Raw genomic sequence first — 24328 nt, forward strand, 5'->3', positions numbered from 1 at the left:
AAACGTAACCGCCCTCGCGGGGCTGGACCGTACCTCACTCAAGGATCCTGGCGTGCCCTTTCTGACACACTCTGGCCGGTGCACGGCGGCATTCGGGCTGGTGCTTGGTCTCGCCGCATGTGGCGACAAGGCTCCTCCGCAGCTGCCCCCGCCCGCCGTCACGATCGTCACCACCGCGCCGCACGACATTCCGGCCAGCATCGAACTGGTTGGACAGGGGGCCGCGTCCAAGTTCATCGAGGTGCGATCGCAGCTCAACGGGGTGATCATCGAGCGGCCGTACACCGAGGGCAGTGACGTGGCCAAGGGGACACTCCTCTTTCGGCTGGATCCCACGGTCTACGAGGCCGCCGCGCGCAGCACCCAGGCGGCGGCGGACAACGCCCAGGCACGGCTCGACAACGCGGAGCGCACCCTGAAGCGCCTGACACCGCTCCTCGCCGAGGGCGCCGTCTCCCAGAAGGACGTGGACGACGCCACCACCGAGCTTCAGCAGGCGCAGGCCTCGCTCGCCGAGGCCACCGCCAACGCCGACCGGGCGCGGAAGGACTACGACGACACCTTCATCCGGGCCGAGATTCCCGGCCGGGCCGGCCGCGCGGCACTCCCCCTCGGGGCGCGGGTCACCGGGCCGGCAGACATTCTCACCGACCTCCAGCAGATCGATCCCATCTACGTCTACTTCAGTCCCTCGGACCTGGAGTTGCTGCGGTTCCGCCGGGAGCGCGCCGAAGGGAAGCTGGTCTTCCCGGCCGGCAAGCTGCAGGTGGAGGTCCGCCTCTCGGACGGTACGCCGCTGCCCTCGAAGGGGCAGCTGGACTTTGCCGACCTCTCGCTCGACTCACGCACGGGCACCCAGCAGTACCGGGCCGAGTTTCGAAATCCCGACCGGATTCTTCTCCCCGGGCAATTCGTCCGGGTGCGGATCCTTGGCGTGACCCGGCGCGACGCCATCGTCGTCCCGCAGCGGGCCGTGCAGCAGGGACTCGGGGGGGCCTTTGTCTACGTCGTCACCGACGGTGACACCGCCCGTGCCCGCACCGTCGTGGCCTCGAATTGGGAAGGCGACGGCTGGGTCATCGACAGCGGCCTCGTCGCCAGCGAGCGCGTCATCGTGGACGGGATCCAGCGGGTCATCGCCGGACGCCCGGTGCGCATCACGACCGGCGCCGACTCGGCCGCGACGCCCGCCACCGCCGCGCCATGAGCGACCACACCCCGGCCGCGCCGGGCGGCGCCCCCTACGTCGCGAAGAACCTGTTCATCCGGCGACCGATTCTCGCGGCCGTCATCTCCATCGTGATCGTCCTGGTCGGTGTGGCCGCCATCAGCGCGCTGCCGATTTCGCTCTACCCGCGCATCACCCCGCCCAGCGTGAACGTGACGGCCGTCTATCCCGGCGCGACCGCCGAAGACGTTGCGCAGGCGGTGGCGGCGCCCATCGAACAGCAGCTGTCCAGTCTCGACGGCCTGCTCTACTTCAAGTCGTCGAACGGCAGCGACGGCACGATGAACCTGTCCATCTACTTCGATATCGATCGCGACCAGGACCTCGCGGCGGTCGACGTGCAGAACCAGGTCAAGCTCGCCGAACCGCAGCTCCCCGAGGAAGTCCGACGCCAGGGCATCACCGTCAAGAAGTCGCAGCCGGACATCCTGCTGATGGCGGCGCTCACCTCCGACGATCCCCGGTACGACGCCGAGTACCTGAGTAACTACGCGAAGATCAACATCGAGGACGAGCTCAAGCGCATCCCGGGCGTGGGCGACGCTTATGTCTATGGCCAGCTTGAGTTCTCGATGCTGCTGCAGCTCGATCCCGACCGCATGGCACAGCTCGGCCTGACGGTGGCGGACGTGCAGAACGCCGTGCGCGAGCAGAACGCCACCAATCCCGGCGGCCGCGTGGGGCGGGAGCCGTCGCCCCCCGGCACCGAACTGACCGTCCCCGTCACGACCAAGGGACGCCTGAAGACCACCGAGGAGTTTGGCAGCATCATCCTGCGGGCCGGCCCCGACGGGGCGATCCTGCGCCTGTCCGACATCGCCGATGTCAAGCTGGGCGCCAGGAACTACGACCTGGTCGGGCGGCTCAACAGCCAGCCCACCACGCTCATCCTCGTGTACAGTCGTGCCGGCGCGAACGCGCTCGACCTCCGGGAGAGGCTGGGCCACCGGCTCGAGGAGCTGGCCCAGAACTTCCCGCCCGGTGTCAAGTACACCATCGCGTATGACACGACGCCGTTCATTGAGGCCTCGATCGAGGAGGTGATCCACACCCTCGGCGAGGCGATGCTGCTCGTGACGCTCGTCGTGTTCATCTTCCTGCAGAGCTGGCGGACCACCCTCATCCCGCTCCTGGCGGTCCCGGTCTCCATCGTGGGGACATTTGCCGGCATGGCATTGCTGGGCTTCAGCATCAACATCCTGACTCTCTTCGGGCTGGTCCTGGCCATCGGGATCGTGGTGGACGACGCCATCATCGTGATCGAGAACGTCGAGCGGATCATGGCGACCGAGCACGTCGGCGTCGTCGAGGCCACAGACAAGGCGATGAGCCAGGTCACCGGCGCCCTGATCGCGGTGGTGCTGGTGCTCGGCGCGGTGTTCATCCCGGTCGGGTTCATGGGCGGCATCACCGGTGCGATGTTCATGCAGTTTGCCGTGACCATCGTCGTGTCCGTGACGCTCTCGGGCATCGTGGCGCTGACCCTGACTCCGGCGCTCTGCACCCTGCTTATCAAGGACGAGCACCCGGCCAAGGGCCGGTTCTTCACCTGGTTCAACTCGACCTTCGACCGGTTTACCGGCACCTACATGGGTGGGGTGCGCGGCGTGCTCGGCCGCCCCCGAACCTTCCTGGCTGTGTTCGCGGTCATCCTCGCGCTGATTGTCGTGCTCTTCAAGACCATCCCCGGCGGCTTCGTCCCGACCGAAGACAAGGGCTATTTCGCCATGGCGGTCCAGCTGCCGTCCGGAGCCTCCCGCCAGCGGACGGACTCCGCCGTCGCCCGGGTGGAGGCGATCCTGGAACGACAGCCCGGCGTCGCCAACGTGATCACCCTCGTCGGGCTCGACTTCATCCAGAACGCCAACCTGACGAACACCGCCGCGCTGTTCGTGATGCTGAAGCCCTGGGGCGAGCGCACCGACGAGGCCACCAGCATCAACGCGATCATCGGGGCGGTGAACCGCCAGCTCTCCCAGATGCCGGAAGCCGCGGCGTTCGCGTTCAACCTGCCGGAAATCCCCGGGCTCGGCAGCACTGCCGGCCTCGAGATGAACCTGCTCGACCGGTCGGGCGGGAGCGTGAAGGAGTTTGCCGGCGTCGTCAACGAGTTCGTCGGCGCGGCGCGGCGGTCGCCCGACGTGGTGGGCGCCCGGACCCTGATCAGCGTCAATACGCCGCAGGTGTACGTGACGGTCGACCGGGAAAAGGTCAAGTCGCTGGGGGTGTCGCTCACCGACGTCTTCCAGACCCTGCAGGCCATGCTGTCGGCGGTGTACATCAACGACTTCAACCTCTTCGGGCGCACCTACCGCGTGCAGGCCGAGGCGCAACCACGCTTCCGCATCACCCCCGGCGACATCGGCAAGCTCTACGTGGCCGCCCCGGGCGGTGCCATGGTCCCGATTTCTTCGCTGGTGAAGACCGAGTTCGTGGGTGGCCCTTCCGTCGTGACCCGGTTCAACGGGTTCACCTCCGCGCTCGTCACCGCCGAACCGGCGCCGGGCAAGAGCACCGGCCAGATGATGGCCGCGGTCGAGGCAACGGCGGGGGAATTTGCCGATCGCGGGATCGCGTACGCGTACAGCGGGCAGTCCTACCAGGAAAAGATCGCGCAGGCGCAGGGGAGCATGGTGTTCGTGCTCGGCATCCTGCTCGTCTTCCTCGTCCTCGCCGCGCAGTACGAGAGCTGGTCGATCCCCTTTGGCGTGCTCCTCGGTGTGCCCTTCGGCGTGGTGGGTGCCCTCATCGGCATTCTCCTCCGCGGCGTGCCCAACGACGTCTACTTCCAGATCGGGCTCGTGACCGTCATCGGCCTGGCCGCCAAGAACGCCATCCTCATCGTGGAGTTTGCCAATACCCTCCGCCTTGCGGGGGCCACGGTGCGCGCCGCCACGCTCGAGGCCGCGAAGGACCGGTTTCGGCCGATCCTCATGACGTCGTTCGCGTTCATCCTCGGCGTCGTCCCGATGCTGATCGCGAGCGGGGCCGGCGCGCAAAGCCGCCACTCGCTCGCTACCGGCGTCTTTGCCGGCATGCTCATCGCCACCGCGCTTGGCGTCTTGTTCATCCCGCTTTTCTTCTACCTCATCGCCGGCGCAGGACAGACACCGGCGGCGGAAGGGGCGGAGCCATGATGCGCCACCACCTGGCGTCCGGACTGGCGGCCCTGGCCCTCGGCGCCTGCGCCGTCGGCCCCGGCTACGAACGGCCGCCGACGCCGATGCCGGCCGCCTACCGCGGCGACACGCTGCAGATTGTCCGGGACACCGCCGCCGCCATCGCGCCGCTGGTGCCGCCCGCCGCGTCCGCGACCGACACGATCGCTCCCACCTGGAACCAGACGCTTGGCGACACCGTGCTGCTCGCCCTGATGGACACCGCGCGCGCCCACAACCAGGACCTGCTCGCGACCATCGCCGTCACCCGGGAGTTCCAGGCTCGCTACGCGATCGCGCGCAGCGGCTTCTTCCCGCAGGTGAACGTGAGCGGGGCCGGCGGCACCATCGACTCGCGGATCCCCGGCGTCAGTGGCGACCTCTACACGGCTTCCGCCGACGCCGCCTGGGAGCTCGACCTCTGGGGCCGGGTCCGGCGCACCAGCGAGGCCGGCAAGGCCACCTACTTCGCGCGGACGGAGGAACTCCGCGGCGCCGAGCTGAGTCTCGCCGCGGCGGTGGCCACCGGGTATTTCGCGCTGCTCCAGTTCGACCGGCAGCTGGCGGTGGCGGAGCGGACGCTCGCCTCACGCCAGGAAACCGCGGCGCTCTCCCGCGCCCGCTTCCGCGAAGGGCAGGTGTCCCGGCTGGACGTGTTGCAATTCGAGTCGCAAGTCCAGGAAACCCAGGCGCAGCTGGCCTCCATTGCCCGTCTCCGCTCCGAGCAGGAAAACGCGCTGAGCGTCCTGGTCGGGCTGCCTCCGCGGGGGTTGCCGCGCGGCACGCCGCTGGACCAGCAGGTGGCGAACTTCGACGTGCCCGAGGGGCTGCCCTCGAATCTCCTGACCCGCCGGCCGGATGTGCGCGCCGCCGAAGAGGACCTGCGCGCCGCCAACGCCCGGATCGGGATTGCCTGGGGGAACCGGTTGCCGCAGGTCGTGCTGACCGGCGAATACGGTTACGTGAGCGACGACCTCTCGACCCTCTTCGAGAGCCAGAACAACACCAACCAGCTCTTTCTCGGCGTGGCGATCCCGATCTTCACGGGCGGCCGGCTGCAGGGCGAGGTGAATGTCGCCGAGGCGCAGGCCGAACAGGCCCGGGCTCGGTATGAGCAGGTGGTCCTCCGGGCGCTGCAGGACGTCGAAGACGCTCTGGTCGCCATCCGGACGAGCCGGGACCAGGTGGCGGCGCAGGCGGCGCAGGTCGAGACGCTGTCAACCTCGCTCTCACTGGTGCAGCATCGATACGAAAACGGCTTGTCGACGTATCTTGAAGTCCTGGATGCGCAACGAACGCTCTTCAATGCCGAACTGAGCCTCGCCCAGGTACAGGCCCTTCAGCTGGCCAGCGGGGTACGGCTCTACAAGGCGCTGGGTGGACCATGGTCGGAGCTCGGTACCGCGCGCGAGTGACGCATCCGCTGCGTCGCACCGTCGGCACAGCATTCGCCGGCGCGGTACTCCTGCTCGTTGCCATGCCCGGTAGCGCGCGCGCCCAGACCCCAACCGACAGTCTCACGCCGGCCGGTGCCGAGTACCAGTTTGACGGCACCTTCTCCGGCTTCGATCGCTTCGTGTACGGGAGCCGGTATCGATCGCTCTGGGCGGTGCCGGTGGCCGCCCCGGCGCTCCGAATCGACCTTGAGCTGATCGACACTCTCCCCGGCGATGGAACGACCTGGGTCTGGACCCCCGATGGCGAGCTCTGGGAGTTCATCCCGCTTGACCAGGACTTCGTGTCCAGCGCCCCGCCCGCCTTCCGCCAAAACCTCCTCCCCACCACCCTCCAGGGGCTCAACCCGGTGCGCCATCCGGGAGCGGCGCCGGTGGTCGAGGTCCTCGCCGACGCTGTCGGGGTGCCGGTGCCCGCGACCACGCTGGTACGGCTGGTCAACACCGCCACCGATGCCGAGGGGGGACAGCTCGGCTATCTCGTCCGGGCGGGACGGGGAGGACCCACGACAGCCGAAGTCCTCGACAGCCTGCGCGCCGGTGGCGGACGGGATCTCGATGCGCGCGCCTACCTCCGCGACCGGCTCTTCGACACCTTCCTCGGACAGTGGAACGTGGCCCCCGAACAGTGGCGGTGGCGACGGGACGGTGGGTCCGGACAGTGGACGCCGGAGCCGCGCTACCGGGAATTCGCCTTTGCCAGGTTCGACGGCCTGCTGGCGCGGCTCGCCGGGATGTCCTTCACCGGATTTGTGAACTTTGGAAGCCGGTATCAGGGTCACCTCGGGGTGACTCCGTATCAGCAGACCCTCGACCGGCAACTGCTGACCGTGCTCGATTGGAGCGTGTGGGATTCGGTAGCCAGCGCGCAGCGCGCCCTGCTGACCGATTCCGTCATCGATGCGGCGGTGGCCCAGTTGCCGCCGGAGTACCGGCCCGCTGGCGCCACCCCCCTCGCGACCGCGCTGCGTGCCCGCCGGGACAATCTCAACAAGGCGGTCCGTGGGCTCTACCGCCTGGTCAACAAGGAGGCGGCGCTCTTCGGGACATCGGGAGCCGACACCGTCACCGTCACGCGCGGCCAGCATGGCGGCATGGAGGTCGCGTTCGAGGACGGCTTCCATCGGTCCTTCGCCCCGGGAGACACCCGGGCAGTCGCTCTGTACCTCGGCGGCGGAGCGGATGCCGTCGCCCTTGCCGGCCCTGGCGGGACCGGCCCAGTCCTCGACCTGGCCTGGGAGCCGGGGCTCGAGGTGACGGGTTCGCGAAACAGCGGCAGGCACACCATCAGCTACGGCGGAGGACCACCGGATCGCGCGCTGCGCGTGAGCACCGTTCCCGATTCACTACCGGTGCCCGGCGTGCAGGACCTCGATTGGTCGAGCCCGCCGCCAGTTCCGCTACATGGCACCCGCACCGCCCCGGTGCCCTGGTTCGGTGCGAATTCCGACATCGGGCTCCTGCTCGGCGGCGGCGTCACCCTCACCACCTACCGCATTGGCCACACCCCGTTCTACCGGAAGGTGCGGGTCCGGGCCGGGTATACCACGGAGCTGAAGCGCGCGGCACTGGAGATGCACGCGGAGTTCAACCGGTGGCGCTCCCCCACCACGTTCACGCTCGACGTCGGGGTCCCCGCACTGACCGACCTCCGCTTCTTCGGCTACGGCAACACCACTCCGTTCACCGAGTCCGCCGCCTACTACCAGACCACCCAGCGCGAGATCTACATCTATCCCGCGTGGCACTACCGCCTGGGCCGGCGCAGCCAGCTCGCGGTCGGCCCGATCTTCAAGCAGATCACCACCGACACCTCGCAGAACGACTTCATCAGCCAGGACCGTCCCTACGGCGTGCCGGACTTCGCGCAGTTCGGCGCGGAGGCCACCGCCACCCTGGATACCCGCGACGCCCCGGCCTTTGCTCGGTCCGGCTGGCATGCCGTGGCTGGAGGCAGCTGGTACCCGGTCACCTTCGGGGCGGGAGATGCATTCGGCAGTCTCCGCGGATCGGTGGCGACGTACCTGACGCCACGAGGTTTGGATCGGCTCACACTCGCCCTCCGTGCGAGTGCGCGGCTGACGATGGGCGAGGTGCCGGTGCACGAAGCGGCATATGTCGGGGGATCAAGCACCCTGCGAGGATATCAGTCGGGGAGGTACGCCGGGAACGCGGGGGTCTGGTTCAACAGTGAACTCCGGGCCGAGCTGGGCACCCTCGCGTTCGTGGCCCCGTGGCGCTTCGGTGTGCTGGGGATCGGGGATCTCGGGCGGGTCTTCTATGACACGGACAACACCGATGTCTGGCACGCCAGCGGCGGCGGCGGATTCTGGATGGCGCTGCCCGACCGCTCCATGGGATTGGTGGTGACGGCCGTCCGGAGCGACGAGGGGACCGCCTTCTGGTTCGGGTCCTCCTTCATGTACTAGGAGGCTCGCAACTCCTCCAACGCCCGACGGACGAAGACCGAGGCCATTTCCTTTCGCCAGCCGATGGTGAAGTCGGTGTTGTCGAGCGGCTTGGCAAGCTTGCCCGCCAACCGCACCGCCTCGTCGAGCTGGTCGTCCGCCAGCGTGCCGCCCACCAGCACCTCGGCCGCCTCCGGCACAGTCTTCGGGTACGATCCGACCGCCCCCAGGACGATGCGAGCCGACATCACCTTTCCCGCCCCGTCGAACGACGCCCACCCCGCCACGCCGAGCACCGGAAAGTCGAAGGCACCCCGGCGGCGGAGCTTGCGGTAGCTCGCGCGTGCGCCGGCCAGCGCCGGCACCTCGACGCACACCAGCAGTTCCTCCGGGCGCTTCGTCACGAACGCCATCCCATCGTCGTGATAAAGCGCCGAGGCCGGAATCGTGCGCTCACCGTCCGGGCCGGCCAGCACCACCCGCGCGTCGAGCGCCACCATCACCGGGGCCAGGTCGCTCGACTGCACCGCCCAGCAGCGCGGACTCGACGGCGCCACCCAGCAGGTGTCGCCATCCTTCTTCATGCAGAAGTTGATCGCCTGCCGCCACTCGTATCCCTGGTCGTAGTAGTTGCACCGGGTGTCGAGCAGGAGATTGCCGCCGACGGTCCCCATGTTCTGCAGGAGCGGCGTGGAGATCTCGCTCGCGGCATGCGCCAGTGCGGGCCAACCAGTCCGCACCCGCGCGTCGCGCATGAACCGCGTGAGGGTCACGCCCGCCCCGACAATCAGCGTACCGTCCGCCGATACCTCGAGCCGACTCAGCTCCGGAATTCGCCGGACGTCGATGACCCGCCTCGGCTCCTGCTGCCGGCGCTTCATGTTGGGATAGAGGTCGGTGCCCCCGGCCACGTACGCGCCGGCAGCACCGGCCGACACGCGTTCGGCTACCGCCTCGCGGATCGAGGTGGGAAACGACGTCTCGTGTGGTGGCAGTCTCAGCATCGGCTCATGGCCTCGGGTATTGGTTCAAAGCGCGTCAGTGGGCGGCCAGCTCCGGAAGGTCCGGGACCTTCCATGAGTCCCGAAGACCGGACCGCCCCGGAGGCACGTGAGTTCACAGGTGGCCTCTGTGCTGGATCCATCCGTCGAGCGTGAACTCCAGTGCCGCAGGAGCGGGCTGGTCGAGGGGCTCACAATCTGAAGCATCAGTCTTTCCCGTTTCCACCCTGCGCCGGCGTCCGCACGTAGGTCCGCTCCGGCCACGGCACCGTCGGCGTCCCGCCCGGCCCGAAGCGCGGATCCTTGCCTTTCAACTTCGCCTGGATGGCCTTGAGCACCTTGGGTGCGCTCATCGGCACCTCGTCGATCCGCACCCCCACCGCGTCGTAGATCGCGTTGGCGATGGCCGGCATCACCGGGTTGAGCGGCCCCTGCCCCGCCTCCTTGGCGCCGAAGGGGCCGTTGGGATCGGGGTCCTCGATCAGGTAGGTGATGACGTCGCACATCTCCATCGTCGTCGGGCTCTTGTATTCGAGCATCGAGGGCCACTTGTGCACCAGCCCGAGCTTCTCGCGGTACGCCATCTCCTCCATCAGCGCCTCGCCGAGCCCCATGTACACGCCGCCCTCGACCTGCCCCATGACCAGTGCCGGATTGATGCACTGCCCGATGTCGTGACCGATCCAGATGGTCGGCACCCGCACGATGCCGGTATCGGGGTCCACCTCGACCTCCGCCACGGCGGCGGAATAGCTGTACGCCGCGGAGGGGCCGACGCCGGCGCCGCGGTACCGGCCCGGGGAGCGCGGGGGGGTGTAGCTCCCCACCGCGCCGAGGGTTCCGTGCTTCGCCTCGGCGACACCCAGCGCCTCCCGGAAGGTCAGCCCGGTGTCGGGGTCCTGCGCATCGAACACCCGCCTCCCGGCAAACACCAGACGATCGACCGGCACGTCGAGCTTGGTGGCCACCGCCGAGGCGATCAGGTCGCGGACCCGCGAGGCGGCCTGCATCGCCGCCTGACCGGTCATCAGCGTGACGCGCGAGGAGTAGCTGCCGAGATCGACCGGAGTGAGATCCGTGTCGGCGGTGACCACCTTGATGTCGGCCGGCTCGATGCCGAGGACCTCGGCGGTCACATAGGCGAGGACCGACTCGGACCCCTGGCCAATGTCGGTGGAACCGCAGAAGATCGTGACGCCGCCGCCGCGATCGCACTTAATCTGCGCGCCGGAGTGCGGCATGTCGTTCCAGTAGATCGGGAGCCCCGCCCCGGTGATATAGGAGGAGCAGGCCAGGCCAAGCCCGCGGCCGTACGGCAGTTTCCGGAATCGCTCCTTCCAGCGGGAGCCCTCCACCACCTTGTGGATGCACGCCTCGAGGCCGACGGTTCCGAGCTGCAGCCAGTTGGCGGTGACTTCATTCGGCTTGACGAGATGCCGGAGCCGGAGCTCTGCCGGGTCCATCTTCAGCTCCTCGGCGATCTTGTCGAGATGGACTTCCACGGCAAAGCGCGGCTGCGTCGTGCCATGACCGCGCTTCGGGCCGCCGGGTGGCTTGTTGGTGAACGCGCGCGCACCCCGGAACCGGTAGGTGGGTACGTCGTAGGTGACGGTCTGCAGGGCGCCGGTGTAATACAACGAGGCCACGCCGTAGGAGCCGTAGGCGCCCCCGTCGAGGTAGGACTCGAAGTCCATGGCGGTGATGGCGCCGTCCTTCGTCACGCCGGTCCGGATCTTCATCAGCGCCTGGTGCCGGCCGCGGTGACAGTAAAACACCTCTTCGCGCGTCAGGCCGATCTTGACCGGGCGCCCGGTCACCAGGCTCAGCTTGGCCACCACGATTTCGTGGTTGAACGGGTCGCTCTTGCCGCCAAACCCGCCGCCGTTCGGCGTGGCGATCACGCGGATGCGGGCCGGGGCGAACTCGAGGACCTTGGAGAGGGCGCGGTGGAGGTAGTGCGGCGTCTGCGTGCTCGACCAGATCGTGACGCGCCCGTCGGGCGTGGCGTGCGCGATGCTGGCGTGCTGCTCCATCGGGAGGTGGGTGTTACCCTCGTAGAGGAAGAGATCCTCCCGGACCAGGTCGGCGCGCTGGAACCCCTCGTCCAGTTCCCCAAACTGGAGGTGCACCAGCTTGTGCCAGTTGCCTTCGTCGGCGTACTCGTGCAGTTGGGGAGACGGAGTTGCCGCTGCGTCATCCACCGACGCCACCACCGGCAGCGGCTCGTAGGTGACCTCGATCAGTCCGCAGGCGGCCAGCGCCGTCTCCTCGTCGATGGCAGCCACCGCGGCCACCGGGTCACCGACGAAGCGCACGATATCGGGGCAGAGCGCATGTTCGTCCTGGCTGACCGGGAGAATGCCGAAGGGGATTGGCAGGTCGGCCCCGGTGATGATCGCCTCCACGCCCGGGAGCGCCAGCGCGCGGGCGGTGTCGATCGCGACGATTCTGGCGTGGGGATGCGGGCTTCGGAGGAGCTTGCACCACAGCATCCGCGGGAGCACGATGTCGTCGGCGAAGAGCGTCTGGCCGGCAACCTTGCCCGGAGCGTCGGTCTTGGGACGTGGCGTGCCGATGACAGCAAAGTCGGCGGGGACGCGGGGAAGCGGGGGGGCCTTAGTAGCCATGGAGTGTCTCCCGACTCGGTTCGGCCGGTTCTCCCCGCATGCGCGCCGCCGCCAGCTCAATCGCCTCGTAGATCTTGATGTAGCCGGTGCAGCGGCAGAGGTTGCCGGAGAGCGCCAGCTTGATGTCATCGCGTGTGGGAGTGGCGTTCTCCTCGAGCAGCGCCTCCGCGGCGAGGAGCACGCCCGGCGTGCAGTAGCCGCACTGGGCTGCGCCGAGCTCCACAAACGCCTGCTGCAGCGGATGCAGGGTGGGGCCGTCGGCCATGCCTTCGACCGTGGACACCTCCTGGCCTTCCACTGCCTGCGCCAGCACCAGGCAGGACAGCACCGGCAGGCCGTCTACCAGCACGGTGCACGCGCCGCACTCGCCGAGCTCGCACCCGTGCTTGGTCCCGGTGAGTTGCAGGTCCTCGCGCAACAGCTCGAGCAGGGTGAGATGCGGCCGGTACAGCGCCTCGCGCGTCTCCCCGTTCACGCGGAAGGTGCCACGGACGCGCGCGGGCGTCGTGGTCAGCGAAACAAGCGTCTCGTCACTCATCGTGCGGCCCCGATCACAGTGGTTTGAGCTTGGCAAGGACATCATTCACGACGGCGGTCGGCACCTGTCCGGCGATCTCCGCCCCGCGGGCCTTCCAGTCGGCGCTGCGCAGGTGATCCGCCAGCACGACGCCCTCGACCGGCAGCCCGGCGGGGAGGACCACCTCGAATGGATAGCCCTTCGCCTCCCGGCCGACGGCGCACATCAGGGCGAGGCCCGAGCGCGCGTTGTACAGTGCCGGCGACACGACCAGCGCCGGACGCCGGAAGGCTGGCGACCCGTCTCCCGGCTCGATGGTGATCCACACCAGGTCGCCCCGATCGGGAGCTACCACAGCTCGCGGCCCTTTGGCCGTCCCCAGTCCGATTCCTGGTGGCGATTCTCCGAGGTGATCCCTTCCACCAACTCCTCGAGGGCGTATTCCCGACTGGCGGCGACAAGGATCAACCGCCCATCGCGTACGGTGATTTCGACCTCGGAACCCTCTCCGAGCCCGAGTTCGTCAACGAACAGCTTTGGCAATCGGACCGCTAAACTGTTGCCCCATTTGGATATGTGCGTTCGCAAGTAGACGGCTCGATTTAAGTAGATACAATGAATCTACACAGTAGATCCCCCGACGCAAGCTGTGGGTCCGCCTGGGCCCCGATTGCGCATTTTCGGCCGGAACGTACTGCGGTGGTGAGTGAAATTCCCTTCACCCTTACCGGCAGAGGACATCTATGAATGTTTCGACGCTGCTCCGCCTCACCCGCGCCATTCTAGCCAGCTGTTGTGCGCTCCTGGCGATGGCGTCGATCGCGCACGCGCAGGGCTCCTCCAAGAGCCAGCCTACCCTCTCACCGGAGTTGGCCACCGCGCGTACCGCCCTCGACAAGTATCAGGATCCGATGGTGGCGGTCACCGATGGATACCTCTCCACGGTCGCGTGCATGGACTTCCCACAGGGCCATCACGACGGCGAGATGCAGTACGTGGCTGGCGGCATGGGGGTGCACTTCCTCAACCTGGCAACATCGGCCCGACCATGGATCCGATGAAGCCGCAGGTCCTGATCTACGAACCCGACGGTGACAAGCTCAAGCTCGTCGCCGCCGAATGGTTTGCGCCGGTCGCCGCCGTGGGCGACAACCCGCCGTCCATATTCGGTAAGCAGCTCGAGGGACCGATGGAAGGACACGCCCCGATCATGCCGGCGGGACTGCATCACTACGACCTGCATGTCTGGCTCTGGAAGAACAACCCGGCCGGGATGTTCTCGCCGACCAACCCCGACCTGAAGTGCCCCAAGAAGGGGTACACCTACTCGGGTGACGCCCCCAAGATGGTCGGCGGCCACTCGCACTGACCTGGACGCACGACCGGGTCGGCCTGCCTTGTCCCAAGCGGGCCGACCCGGCAGATTCTGACTCGTGACTCCGCTCGCGTTTCGCCTTCGGGCATCACTGCTCTCCGGGCTGTTCCTGCTCGGGGCGCTCGGGATGCCGCTCACCGACGCCGCACTCTTTCACCGCGCCGGGCATGACCCCTTCGCCGGCGTCACCCATTTCGAGCCCGTCGGCGCCGCACACCACGGCGATCGGTGCATCCTTGGGCTTTCCCAGGCTCCGAGTCAGTCAGCACCCCTGATCGATGGCGCGGAGCTCGCGCTTCAACTCCCCGAGCACCGTTGCACGGTTCGCCCGGCCCACCTCCCACGTTCCGCTGATCTCTCCGCACTCTCCCGCGCTCGAGCGCCTCCGCACACGGGCTGAACTGCTCCACAAGACCTGCCTTCATCCTGTCGCACGCCTCCACCCGAGGTGTGCCCGTGCACCCGTGTGAACGGAGAACTTGCCCGTGCATTCCATCTTGCTTCTCGCCATGCTGGCGCTCCCCCCGGCCCCCGCCGGACCAGCCCCGGCTGACCATGTCCTGCGCGGTCGCGTCACAGACTCGACCGGCACGCCGATCCCGTATGCCCTCGTGCGGGTGCTCGAAGTGGGCCGAAACACGCAAACCGACCAAGACGGCCGCTACTCCCTCGGTAACCTGCCGAGTATCACCGCCCGGGTCAGCTTCTCGGCGCTGGGCTACGCCCCCCAGGTCCGTCAGGTCGCGCTCCGCGACACCCTAGTGGAACTCAACGTGGTACTCACGGCCTCCCTCATCGAGCTTCCCTCGATCCAGGTCACCGCGTCGGCCATCGCCACTACCTCGCTTGAATCCCCGCAGCCCGTCAACGTGATGGACCGGTCAGACGTGGAGGTCGCACGGTCCCCGACCCTCGGCGAGATGGTCGCCACCGTGCCGGGCGTCCGCGACCTCAGTACCGGCCAGGGCATCGGCAAGCCGGTCATCCGGGGACTGACCTCGACCAATGTGCTCGTGATGGACAACGGACAGCGCATGGAAACGCAGCAATGGGGCGACGAGCACGGCCCGAATATTGAGGCTGCCAGCGCGGAGCGGGTCGAGATCATCAAGGGGCCGGCGAGCGTGCTGTATGGCTCGGATGCCGTCGGCGGCGTGATCAACGTCATCCAGCCGGACCTCCCCGACGCCATCGGCCGCAGTGCCTTCCTTCGCGGAAATGTGGCGCTGGGATATACCGGGAACGGCCCCGGCCCCGATGGCACGGTGAATCTCGAGGGAGCGACCGGCCACGTCGGCGCCAATGCCACCTTCACCGGCCGGCACTTCGGGGACATCTCGACCCCGGCCGGAACGCTGGACAATAGCGGCGACAAGACCTGGAACGCCGGCGGCAACATCGGGGTGCGTGACAGTTGGGGCAACCTGCAGGGCGGGTATGTCCACCGCGCGGAGCGGATCGAGATTTACGAGAATCCCGCGGAGGATCCTGGCGCGACCCCCTGGCAGCAGGTGGACGAAGACCGGGCGCGCCTCACGGGCCAGCTCCCGGTTGGCGGCGCCCACCTGGACGTGGCGGCCTACTACGAGAAGAATGTCCGCCAGGAATTCGAGGAGGCCGGCGCCACGGAGCCGAGCTTGCAGCTCGCCGCAAGCACCTGGAGCGGCGACGTGAAGATGCATCACCCCGCCGTGGGGCCCTTTGCCGGTATCGTTGGACTCGCGGGACTCCAGAGTTCCGTGGACAAGTCCGGCGAGGAACCGCTTGTGCCCGACAGCCGCACGGGGGCCCTCGGCGCATTCATCTATGAGCAGGCGGAGTCCGGGCCGTGGAGCTTCAGCCTTGGCCTGCGCTACGACTACCGCCAGCTCTCGGTCGATGCCGACCCGGAGCTCGGTGTCGTTGCCCAGACTCGTGACTACAACTCCGTGGCGGGGAGCGCAGGCGCCCTCTACCGCCTGTCGAAGATCTCAGCGCTTGTCGCCAATGTTGGCCGGGGATACCGGAGTCCCACGGTATTCGAGCTCTTCTCGAACGGCGTGCATGAGGGCACCCAGCGCTACGAGGTGGGCGACAGCACGCTTGTCCCGGTGACATCGCTCAACATCGATCTGGCGTATCGGCTGCAGAGTTCACGGGTGCGAATGGAAGTGGGTGTCTTCGCGAATCAACTCCAGAACTTCATCTACCCGAATCCGACTGGCCAGATCGATTCAACCTCGGGGCTCCAGATCTACGATATCACGCAGGGCAACTCTACACTCTACGGTTTCGAGGCCGCCGTGCAGTGGCACGCCACCACCGTGCTGCATTTCTCGGGTACCTCGGACTACGTCCACGGTCAGAATACCTCAATCGACGCCCCGCTGCCGCAGATTCCCCCCTTTCGGGCAACCTATGGCTTCCGGCTCGAGGCGCCGGATCGAGGCCTCCTGGTGGCGCCCTACCTCGGCGCGATTGGAGAGACCATCGCCCAGCAGACGCGCTATCCGCCCGATGACTACTCACCGCCAGGATACACCATCTTTGGACTGGGGTTGGGCACTGGTTTCCAGTCGAGTCGCCAGGTCATCCAGCTGGACATCCAGGTCCGGAACCTGTTTGACACGGCGTATCGAAGCTACCTGAGTCGCTACAAGACTTATGCGGACAATCCGGGGCGCAACATGATTGTCCGCCTCAGCACGACGTTCTGAGGGAGCGGGAAACCGGTTCCCAACCCCGGGTTGGCGCAGGGGGGGCGGGCCTGACAGATTAAGGGGTGCCCGCCTCTCCCCTCGCCTGCCTCCGTGCCGCCTTCTGCGCCAGTCTCTTTCTGGCCGGAGCGCTCGGCGTGCCGCTGGCCGACGCAGCCACGTTTCACCTGGTGGGACACGATCCGTGCGCGGGCCTGACGCACCTCGAAGCGCAGGGAAGCTCCCACCACGCCGACCGTTGTACCTTGGCGCAGCCGACGGCCGCCCAGCGCGAAAGCCTTGGCAGCGCCCGCACCGCCGACATCGTTCTGCCTTCGGCGACGCGCAGCATGGTCCCCTCGGCGGCCCGACCCCAGTCAGCGGCGGCTCTCGCACTCCAGCACTCCCGCGCGCCGCCCGCCTGACCCTCTTCCGGTTGACCTGAAATCAACAGCGGGAGCCCGCACCACTGGCTCCCCCTACCTGGAATGAGGAGGCCTATGCGGTCATCGATCCGCACGGCTGTCGTTACCGCCGCTCTACTGGGCACCATCGCATCCGGAGCCCACGCGCAGGTGCCCTCCACCACCACGGTGGACTCACTCAAGCGCACCGTGCAAACCCTCACGGCCCGGCTCGATTCCGCCGAGGCCGGCCATTGCCCCACCGGACCGGCGCCAATCGCGCCGGCGCCCGCGAAAACCGGGAACGCCGCGGTGGACTCACTGGCGCTCACCGTCGCCTCGCTCACCGCCCGCGTCAACGCCACGGTGGCCGCGCGCTGCGCACCAGCGGCAGCGGCAGCGCCTGCCCAACTACCTGATACCGCGGTGGATCCCCTCGCCGCCATTCGCGCCGCCGCCGACAGCGCGGCCATCGCGGCGGGCGCTCCCCCGGCGGCCGATACCGCCGTGGTCCCCACCGTGTTCGTGAGCCGGCAGCGCAACCAGTCGTCCATGAACCCCGAGATCAGCGCCACCGGCGACGTACAGTTCGCGGCGCAGTCCGACATCGAGGGGCTCGATCTCCAGTTGGCGGAAGTCGAGGTCGCCCTCCAGGCGACCCTCGACCCGTACTCGTTCACCAAGATCTTCCTCACCTGGGGAGCGGACGAGATCGGCGTCGAGGAGGCGTACATCTATTGGACCGGGCTGCCGGCGCATACCCGCGCCGATATCGGCAAGTACCGGCTGGCCGTTGGGGACCTCAATCGCTGGCACCGCCATGCGCTGCCGGAGACCAACTACCCGCTGGTCTACCAGGCCTTCCTCGCCCCGGACGGGTTGAGCGGGGTCGGCGCCAGTCTCTACACCCCGCTCCCGGTCTCCCTGGCCAAGGGCACCTCCGAGGTCTTCCTCCAGGCGGCGTCCATCGAGAGCGAGTCGCTGAACGACCTGGGCCACCAGCCGGCGCTCCTCGGCCGGCTGCAGAACTTCTGGCAGCTCTCCCGTAGTACCTATATGCAGATTGGCTTCACCGGCCTCGCGGCGCAGAACGGCGACTCCGGCCTGAAGAGCAACCTCTTCGGCGCCGACCTCCGCTTCACCTACCGGCCGCCCGACGCCGGAACCCGGAAGGAGATCACCTGGCGCACCGAGGGATACCGGCTCCAGCGGATCGGTGATGCCCCGACGACCACGCGGTACGGCATGTACTCCGACCTCATCTGGCGCCTCAGCAAGCGCTGGGTGCTCGGCGGCCGGTACGATTATGTCCAGGCGCCGTTCGGCCCTGAAGACACCGATTGGCGCGCCACTGCCGTCGTCACCTGGTGGCAGAGCGAGTTCGTGTACCTGCGGATGCAGGCGTTCCGCAACCATCTTGATTCCACCGGCTCGCTCGACAACCTGACAATGCAGGTCGTCTGGGCGCTCGGACCTCACAAACACGAGACCTACTGATATGCTCGCACACACACTGCTGCTCGCCGCCGCCCTCTGGGGTGTGCCCCCCGCTGCCCAGGTCAAGGTCGTCACCAGCCTGACGACCTACGGGGCGATTGCCCGCGAAATTGTCGGCGACCGCGGCACCGTCGCGTCGATCGCCCAGGGCGACGAGGACCCACACTTCGTGCAGCCGAAGCCAAGCTTCGTCTCGTTGCTCCGCGACGCCGACCTCTTCGTCACCACCGGGCTCGACCTTGAACTCTGGGTGCCGACGCTCCTCGACCGGGCCGGCAACCGGAAGATCATGGAGGGCGGGCCGGGCTACGTGGCGGCCTACACCGGCATCACGCTCCTCGAGGTGCCCACATCGCTCAGCCGCGCGGGCGGCGACATCCACGCCGAGGGCAACCCGCACATTCACACCGACCCGATCAACGGGATCATCATCGCCCGGAATGTGCTGGCCGGCCTGCAAAAGGTCGATCCGGCGAACGCCGCCTACTACCGCGAGAAGGAACTCGACTTCGAGCGGCGGGTGCTCGAAGCCACCATCGGCAAGGACCTGGTCGACGTCCTGACGCCGACCGTCGCCTTCAACCTCCTCAAGACGGAACAGTTTGACGGGTTCATCGCGAAGACCATGCTGAAGGGCAAGCCGCTGTCCGACCAGCTCGGCGGCTGGCTCAAGACGGGTGAGGTGTTCAAGGGGAAGGACATGGCGTGCTACCACAAGGAGTGGGCCTACTTCAGCGCGCGATACCAGGTGAAGTGCGTGACCTACATCGAGGCCAAGCCGGGCATCCCGCCAACCCCGGGCCACGTGGAGGAGGTCATCGCCCTGATGAAGGACAACCATATCCCGGTGCTCTTTGCCTCCAACTACTTCCCGAAATCGCAGATCGACCAGGTGGCCGCCAAGACCGGCGCCACCGCCGTCGTCGTGCCCGAAAACACCCTCGGCGCTCCCGGCGTGACCACCTACTTCGACCTGATGAACACCTGGGTCAACGGCCTTGCGGCCGGCTTCCGAAAGAAGAACTGAACCGATGCTCGATCTGATTCTGCCGCCGCTGGCGGCCTGCATGGTGATCGTGGCCATCCATTCCTACCTGGGCCTCCACATCATCGCCCGCGAAGTCATCTTCGTGGACCTCTCGCTCGCGCAGATGGCGGCGCTCGGGTCGACGGTGGCCATCCTGGCGGGGCACGAGTCGGGGACCGGCATGTCGTACGCCTACGCCCTCGGCTTCACCACGCTCGGCGCCGCACTCTTCGCGCTGACCCGCACCCACGAGAAGGGCCGCGTCCCCCAGGAAGCGATCATCGGTATCGTGTATGTGGTGGCCTCCGCTGCGGCGATCCTCGTCGCCGACCGCGCGCCGCGGGGCGGCGAGGCCATCAAGGACATCCTCGTCGGCAGCCTCCTCTGGGTCACCTGGCCCGCCATCCTCAAGATGGCCGCCGCCTACGCCGCCCTGGGCGTCTTTCACTTCGTCCTGCGGAAGCGGTTCCTGACCATCTCGTTCGAGCCCGAAACCGCCCTGGCGAATGGCTGGAGCATCCGGTGGTGGGATTTCTGGTTCTACCTCAGCTTCGGCGTCGTCATCACGCTGTCCGTGCCGATCGCCGGCGTGCTGCTCGTCTTCTCCTTCCTCGTGGTCCCGGCCGCGGTCGCCTTCCAGTTTTCGGAGTCGCAGAAGGTGCTTGCGGTCCTCTCATGGCTGACCGGGATCCTCGCGTCGGCAACCGGGCTGGCGGTGTCCTTCAAGTACGACCTGCCGACTGGACCGGTGATCGTATGCGCGTTCGGTGTCATTCTCACGCTGGCCTTTGTCGCTCGCAGGTTTCTTCCCAAACCCGCGTAGCACGGCCGCACCAGGTTGAATATCACGCGGGAGGGCAGTCGCCCTCCCGCGTTTTTTCATGCAAAGTTGCGCTCTGCCCGTGCAATTCCTGTCGCGCCGGTCGGAGATAGGCACTGACGAATCGGCCGGGCGCCGGAACACCCCACCACACATCGCCTTAGCCATCCCGGCCCAACTGCCCCGCTGCCTCCCCCGCCCCGCTGTCGACTGGCCCCCATCCTGCCCCATGGGATCCTCTCAGGAGGATTCCATTCATGCGCCGAATGCTCTTCATCGCCGCCGCGGCGGCGCTCTTCGTGACGCCCGTCACCGCCCAGCAATCCACGGTTCGCCAGGGTTTCTGGTACGGTTTCGGGTTCGGGGCCGGATCCGGCAAGCTCCATTGTGAGATCTGCAACGACCAGAGCGGGACCGACCTCACCGCGTCGATCCGCGCCGGCGGAACGCTGTCCAAATCATGGCTCCTCGGCGTCGAGCTCGACGGCTGGACCAACTCGCAGGACATCGCCACCCGACGTTCCTGGAGCGCGAGCGCCGTCGCCCTCTGGTACCCGTGGCCGGCACGCGGCGCGTACGTGAAGGGCGGCGTCGGCATCACCGGCTATCGCGCCAGTGACTCTGTGGACGTGATCTCGACGACGCGGCCCGGGGGCATCATCGGCATCGGTTACGAGTGGAAGGTCGGGAAGAAGTCGTCGATCAATCCTTACATCAACTACCAGCACACCCTGGCCGGCGACCTGCAGTTCCAGCACACCGAAGACAACACCGTCACCACATCCATCGTCGCCACCGACGCGAGCGTGTCCTCGGTGCAGTTCGGCGTTGGGCTCGTGATTCACTGAACGGAGGCGGACCATGCGACACCCCACTCCCCTGCCCTTTCCGACGGGCGCCATGGCCGCGCTGTTCCTCGGCGCGACGGGCCTCATCGGGTGCGGCGAAGACACCGGCGCCCCCTCCCCCCCGGTCGCGACCGGCGTAAGTGTGGCCTACAACCTCTGGCAGCCCGGTCCCAACGACGACTGTACTGCCGAGATTCACAACCAGTACTCGGTCGTGGGCCCCGACGGCAAACTGTACCCGACCTGGCACCCGCCGGTCGACCCGGCCACCGGGTGCCACTTCGGTCACGAGCATGGCCGCGATCCGCGCGGGTCCAACCTGTACAAGCGGACCGGGCCGATCCCGTTCGGGTACGCCAACGAACAGCTCGCCATCTATGACCCGGGGGGCATTCGGAACGAGGACCACGTCGGGCACAAAATCGAATGGGAAAACGACGTCGTCTTCGATCTGGGTGACGGGGTCGCCAGCTCGGTCTTCGAGGTGCGCTGCGACGTGCTGACCAAGCTCCACCAGGGCACCCATTCCAAGGATGCCTTCACCAATAACCTGCACGAGCTGGCGTATCACGTGGACTGCACCGGCGGCACGCGCATCGACATGACGGTCATGGCCGCCATCGGCGTACCCGGCGAAATGGTCGAGTCGTGCGACCACGATGTCCACTTGCCGGTTGGGTCGCCCACGCCGCTCAACAGCCCGAGCGGCGGCGGAAAGCGCACCCTGCCCGACCGTGCCTGCATCGAGCAGCACATGCTCGTGGCGCCCGGCCAGAACTCGAACTTCGGTGCCGCGCTCCACGAGAGCTGGCAGATATCCGCCAGCCTGCGCAGCGCCTCCGGACAGACCCTGGCGAGCATCGATCCGTACTACCAGGTCTTCTACCCCAGCCGCTTCTACGACCCGTCGCTGCCCGGGCTCACCGGACGCACCGTGGACATGTGCTTCACCACCGAGCCGAACGGCGACCGCGCCAAGGGATGGCTCTGCGATCTCGCCACCGCCAACGGCACCCTTACGTCACTCGCCTACGACGACCCGCGGTCGCCGTTCAACGGCGTGCGGCGCCAGGTCGACATCAACAGCAACCGGATCCGGAACGCCGACGGCCCCGAAGTCTGGTACACCGATCCGTTCGGCAAGAACGGCCGGACCGCCCCGTTCCCCGGCTCCGTGCGCCAGGTGGTGGCCAAGATGGACAACGCCGACGGCTTCTCGTTCCGTGGACCCACACTGGGCGGGAGTCGTGACTACGGCGGGCCGGGGGTGCACGCACCGAACTAGAGGCAAGGCGGGTTGGTTGGGAGGCAGAAATGCGGACGGGCGCACCATGGTGCGCCCGTTTCGTCTTCCTGCCTTCCTGCCCCGCTGCCCCGCCCGGCCGACCTACGGTCGGCGGCGCCATCCCGGTGCCACCGGCGGCGATGACATCGACGCACGGCGCAGCAATTCGAGATGCGGCGCGAGCAGGTCGGCGAGCTGCTGAGCCAGGGCGATATCCGCCCGGGTGAACGCATCCGCCCCGGCCGCCAGCAGCGTGAGGCAGCCGAAGATCCGTCCGCCGACCCGAAGCGGGACCACCAGCGCCGCGGTCGGCTGCCCTGCCGGGAACTCTGACTCGAGCTGACGCCGCGCCGATGCGTAGGCGTGCGGCAGTTCGCCGCGGAGCACCCGGCCGAGTTCGGTGCCGGCCACGGATATGAGGGGAAGGTCGGGTAACGGATGCGCATCGCCTGGCGCGACCACGACGACTTCGTCGGCATCGCCCAGCTTCAGGGAGAACTCCATCCGGTCAAAGGGCAGCACCGTCGACGCCTCGCGCGCAAACAGCCGCGTCGCAGCGCCGATGTGCGCCGTCGTGGCGAGCACCTCGGCGATCCGTCCCAGGTGGGCGGGAACATTGCGCAGCACGCTCAGGTGCGAGCGCATCACCTGCACCTGCCAGGCGAGCAGGAAGCTGTCCACCCGAACCGCCACCAGCGGCGCCACTTGTGTCAGGAGCTCCAGGTCGTCCTGCCGGAAGAACTCGGGCCCGTTTCCGCCAAGGAGGAGGTAGCCGGCGACGCGCGTCTGCGAGAGGAGCCGGACGCCAACCACGGATCGCGCCGGCGCCGTGTCGCCGCCGCTGCCCGGGGCATCGGGGCACCACGCTGGGGCGCCGGACTGCTGCTGGGTGTCACCGACGAGGATCTCATCGGCGTCGCCGAATTGAGCCGCCGGGTTGAACTGCTCACGGGTGACGACGAGCGCCGGGTCGGACCAGAAGGTGCCCGGGCCGTGCCGGTCGAATCGATAGTGTTCCTGCGCCGAGGCGTCCGGCACCAGGATCTGGAGGCGATCGTGGGGGAGCATCGGCTGGAGGGCCTGGGAAACAAACTCCGAGAACTCCCGCGGCGTGCGGGAGGCCGACTCCGCGAGCCCGAGCTTGGCGAGCAGCTCGTGCAGCTCGACGAGCTTGCGACCCGGCTCCGAACGCCGTCGTTCCGGGGGCGGAGGGGAGCCATCCTCCCGCGGCGCGGCTTCTGCTCCCCTGCCCTGCCGTGCCACCCGCGCCAGCGTGGGGCCGAGCGAGTCGGCAACATTGCGGAGCAAGACCGCCTCCGGCAGCCCGTAGCGCGCAGACCGGAGATCGGCGAGGAGCAGGAGCCCGACGTCGCGGTCGCCATGCGGAACGGCCATGCAGACGACAGAGGCATATCCCGCCGACCGAATCCGCTGCTCCATGGTGTAGAGTTCGTCCTGCCCGAGATGGGGGGCCGGCGAAGGGACCTCAAGATGGTCCTGTGCCAGGGCGGATGGACCGACCAGTACCGCGGGGCCCTCGGGGGGATACACCCAGAGCGCCATCAGGTCGTGCGGCAACTCCGGAGCGAGCAGTCCAGAGAGGGCCTCAAGCCAGGTCTCGAGCGCGACCGCATCCCACGAACTACCCTTGAGGCGGAGGAGCGGAACCCTGACATCCAGGGCTTCGATCTCTCCCCCTTCAGAGGATGAGCGGAATGAGTCGCGGTGGTCTTCCATATGTGCCACCTAGTGCACTTTGCATGCCCCGAGTTCTGGCACTAGCCGGTAAATCGTTACATGAAAACATCTTAGCTTGCTAGTCGGGCCACACGATCTGGCCGCCAAGCCACCGCCTCATCTTGCAAATGCCTGCTGGGAAAGAACTTCAGCCGGATTTGGCAATACCATTGACATACCCCCCTACCCTATATATTTTCGATCCAGTATTCACCGCTGCGCCTCGGAATCCCGGACTCGGTTTGCCTGTCGAGACCTACGCTCCTG

At 67.6% G+C, this 24328-nt stretch carries 19 protein-coding genes; 13 read left to right on the forward strand and 6 right to left on the reverse strand.

What is annotated here, in order from left to right; all coding sequences use genetic code 11:
* Positions 1-52: 52 nt before the first annotated feature.
* From R2910_09945 to R2910_09960, 4 genes are read left to right on the forward strand one after another with little or no spacing between them, the layout of a single operon-like run.
* Positions 53-1207, forward strand: a complete 1155-nt coding sequence (locus R2910_09945) for an efflux RND transporter periplasmic adaptor subunit (protein ID MEZ4413293.1) — start codon at positions 53-55, stop codon at positions 1205-1207.
* Entirely contained in the window at positions 1204-4365 is a 3162-nt protein-coding gene (locus R2910_09950) for a multidrug efflux RND transporter permease subunit (GenBank protein MEZ4413294.1), read from the forward strand. Before R2910_09945 ends, R2910_09950 begins: the two co-directional genes overlap by 4 nt.
* A complete protein-coding gene (locus R2910_09955; protein ID MEZ4413295.1) occupies positions 4365-5801 on the forward strand; it encodes an efflux transporter outer membrane subunit in 1437 nt (478 codons plus the stop codon). Before R2910_09950 ends, R2910_09955 begins: the two co-directional genes overlap by 1 nt.
* Complete coding sequence (locus tag R2910_09960) at positions 5798-8269, forward strand: BamA/TamA family outer membrane protein (protein MEZ4413296.1); 2472 nt, start codon at positions 5798-5800, stop codon at positions 8267-8269. Before R2910_09955 ends, R2910_09960 begins: the two co-directional genes overlap by 4 nt.
* Here the strand turns inward: R2910_09960 and R2910_09965 are convergent.
* The 4 genes from R2910_09965 to R2910_09980 all read right to left on the reverse strand — a co-directional run bounded on the left by R2910_09965 (position 8266) and on the right by R2910_09980 (position 12748).
* Complete coding sequence (locus R2910_09965; GenBank protein ID MEZ4413297.1) at positions 8266-9252, reverse strand: FAD binding domain-containing protein; 987 nt, start codon at positions 9250-9252, stop codon at positions 8266-8268. The genes R2910_09960 and R2910_09965 overlap by 4 nt on opposite strands.
* Positions 9253-9455: 203 nt before the next feature.
* Complete coding sequence (locus R2910_09970) at positions 9456-11876, reverse strand: xanthine dehydrogenase family protein molybdopterin-binding subunit (protein MEZ4413298.1); 2421 nt, start codon at positions 11874-11876, stop codon at positions 9456-9458.
* Positions 11866-12414 carry a (2Fe-2S)-binding protein gene (locus R2910_09975; protein ID MEZ4413299.1) on the reverse strand — a complete coding sequence of 183 codons (549 nt, stop codon included), beginning with the start codon at positions 12412-12414 and terminating at the stop codon, positions 11866-11868. The genes R2910_09970 and R2910_09975 overlap by 11 nt, the downstream gene beginning before the upstream one ends.
* A gap of 13 nt (positions 12415-12427) precedes the next feature.
* The gene (locus R2910_09980; protein MEZ4413300.1) at positions 12428-12748 is read right to left on the reverse strand and encodes a type II toxin-antitoxin system PemK/MazF family toxin; all 321 of its coding nucleotides are present in this window, start codon (positions 12746-12748) and stop codon (positions 12428-12430) included.
* Between the two features lie 388 nt (positions 12749-13136).
* Here R2910_09980 and R2910_09985 point away from each other — a divergent pair, with 388 nt between their 5' ends.
* Positions 13137-13454 (forward strand): hypothetical protein, encoded by a 318-nt coding sequence (locus R2910_09985; protein MEZ4413301.1) that lies wholly within the window; start codon positions 13137-13139, stop codon positions 13452-13454.
* On the forward strand, positions 13451-13762 hold the full coding sequence (locus R2910_09990) for a hypothetical protein (GenBank protein ID MEZ4413302.1): 312 nt from the start codon (positions 13451-13453) through the stop codon (positions 13760-13762). Before R2910_09985 ends, R2910_09990 begins: the two co-directional genes overlap by 4 nt.
* 94 nt (positions 13763-13856) lie before the next feature.
* On the opposite strand, the gene R2910_09995 is transcribed toward R2910_09990, so the two are convergent.
* Positions 13857-13988 carry a hypothetical protein gene (locus tag R2910_09995; protein MEZ4413303.1) on the reverse strand — a complete coding sequence of 44 codons (132 nt, stop codon included), beginning with the start codon at positions 13986-13988 and terminating at the stop codon, positions 13857-13859.
* A gap of 265 nt (positions 13989-14253) precedes the next feature.
* On the opposite strand from R2910_09995, the gene R2910_10000 reads away from it, so the two are divergent.
* From R2910_10000 to R2910_10030, 7 genes are all read left to right on the forward strand, one after another.
* A complete protein-coding gene (locus tag R2910_10000) occupies positions 14254-16464 on the forward strand; it encodes a TonB-dependent receptor (GenBank protein ID MEZ4413304.1) in 2211 nt (736 codons plus the stop codon).
* A gap of 65 nt (positions 16465-16529) precedes the next feature.
* A complete protein-coding gene (locus tag R2910_10005) occupies positions 16530-16868 on the forward strand; it encodes a hypothetical protein (GenBank protein MEZ4413305.1) in 339 nt (112 codons plus the stop codon).
* Positions 16869-16943: 75 nt separating this feature from the next.
* Positions 16944-18344 (forward strand): hypothetical protein, encoded by a 1401-nt coding sequence (locus tag R2910_10010; GenBank protein ID MEZ4413306.1) that lies wholly within the window; start codon positions 16944-16946, stop codon positions 18342-18344.
* Position 18345: 1 nt separating this feature from the next.
* Positions 18346-19371 carry a metal ABC transporter substrate-binding protein gene (locus R2910_10015; GenBank protein MEZ4413307.1) on the forward strand — a complete coding sequence of 342 codons (1026 nt, stop codon included), beginning with the start codon at positions 18346-18348 and terminating at the stop codon, positions 19369-19371.
* A 4-nt stretch (positions 19372-19375) separates the two neighbouring features.
* Positions 19376-20194: an iron chelate uptake ABC transporter family permease subunit gene (locus R2910_10020; GenBank protein MEZ4413308.1), complete on the forward strand. Its 819-nt coding sequence runs from the start codon at positions 19376-19378 to the stop codon at positions 20192-20194.
* A gap of 254 nt (positions 20195-20448) precedes the next feature.
* A complete protein-coding gene (locus R2910_10025; protein ID MEZ4413309.1) occupies positions 20449-21039 on the forward strand; it encodes a hypothetical protein in 591 nt (196 codons plus the stop codon).
* A gap of 13 nt (positions 21040-21052) precedes the next feature.
* Positions 21053-22324 (forward strand): hypothetical protein, encoded by a 1272-nt coding sequence (locus tag R2910_10030; protein MEZ4413310.1) that lies wholly within the window; start codon positions 21053-21055, stop codon positions 22322-22324.
* A gap of 102 nt (positions 22325-22426) precedes the next feature.
* Here the strand turns inward: R2910_10030 and R2910_10035 are convergent, their stop codons facing one another.
* The gene (locus R2910_10035; GenBank protein MEZ4413311.1) at positions 22427-24061 is read right to left on the reverse strand and encodes a GAF domain-containing protein; all 1635 of its coding nucleotides are present in this window, start codon (positions 24059-24061) and stop codon (positions 22427-22429) included.
* Between the last annotated feature and the right edge of the window lie 267 nt (positions 24062-24328).

The organism is Gemmatimonadales bacterium, from assembly GCA_041390145.1.
In the GTDB taxonomy this organism is placed as follows: domain Bacteria; phylum Gemmatimonadota; class Gemmatimonadetes; order Gemmatimonadales; family GWC2-71-9; genus SPDF01.

Excerpts from the sequence above, each read along its gene's own strand:
- R2910_10020 (MEZ4413308.1), top strand. The coding sequence starts at position 19,376 with ATGCTCGATCTGATTCTGCCGCCGCTGGCGGCCTGCATGGTGATCGTG.
- R2910_09950 (MEZ4413294.1), top strand. The coding sequence starts at position 1,204 with ATGAGCGACCACACCCCGGCCGCGCCGGGCGGCGCCCCCTACGTCGCG.
- R2910_10015 (MEZ4413307.1), top strand. The coding sequence starts at position 18,346 with ATGCTCGCACACACACTGCTGCTCGCCGCCGCCCTCTGGGGTGTGCCC.
- R2910_10030 (MEZ4413310.1), top strand. The coding sequence starts at position 21,053 with ATGCGACACCCCACTCCCCTGCCCTTTCCGACGGGCGCCATGGCCGCG.
- R2910_10035 (MEZ4413311.1), bottom strand. The coding sequence starts at position 24,061 with ATGGAAGACCACCGCGACTCATTCCGCTCATCCTCTGAAGGGGGAGAG.
- R2910_10010 (MEZ4413306.1), top strand. The coding sequence starts at position 16,944 with ATGCGGTCATCGATCCGCACGGCTGTCGTTACCGCCGCTCTACTGGGC.
- R2910_09990 (MEZ4413302.1), top strand. The coding sequence starts at position 13,451 with ATGAAGCCGCAGGTCCTGATCTACGAACCCGACGGTGACAAGCTCAAG.
- R2910_09970 (MEZ4413298.1), bottom strand. The coding sequence starts at position 11,876 with ATGGCTACTAAGGCCCCCCCGCTTCCCCGCGTCCCCGCCGACTTTGCT.
- R2910_09985 (MEZ4413301.1), top strand. The coding sequence starts at position 13,137 with ATGAATGTTTCGACGCTGCTCCGCCTCACCCGCGCCATTCTAGCCAGC.
- R2910_10025 (MEZ4413309.1), top strand. The coding sequence starts at position 20,449 with ATGCGCCGAATGCTCTTCATCGCCGCCGCGGCGGCGCTCTTCGTGACG.
- R2910_09965 (MEZ4413297.1), bottom strand. The coding sequence starts at position 9,252 with ATGCTGAGACTGCCACCACACGAGACGTCGTTTCCCACCTCGATCCGC.
- R2910_09955 (MEZ4413295.1), top strand. The coding sequence starts at position 4,365 with ATGCGCCACCACCTGGCGTCCGGACTGGCGGCCCTGGCCCTCGGCGCC.
- R2910_09975 (MEZ4413299.1), bottom strand. The coding sequence starts at position 12,414 with ATGAGTGACGAGACGCTTGTTTCGCTGACCACGACGCCCGCGCGCGTC.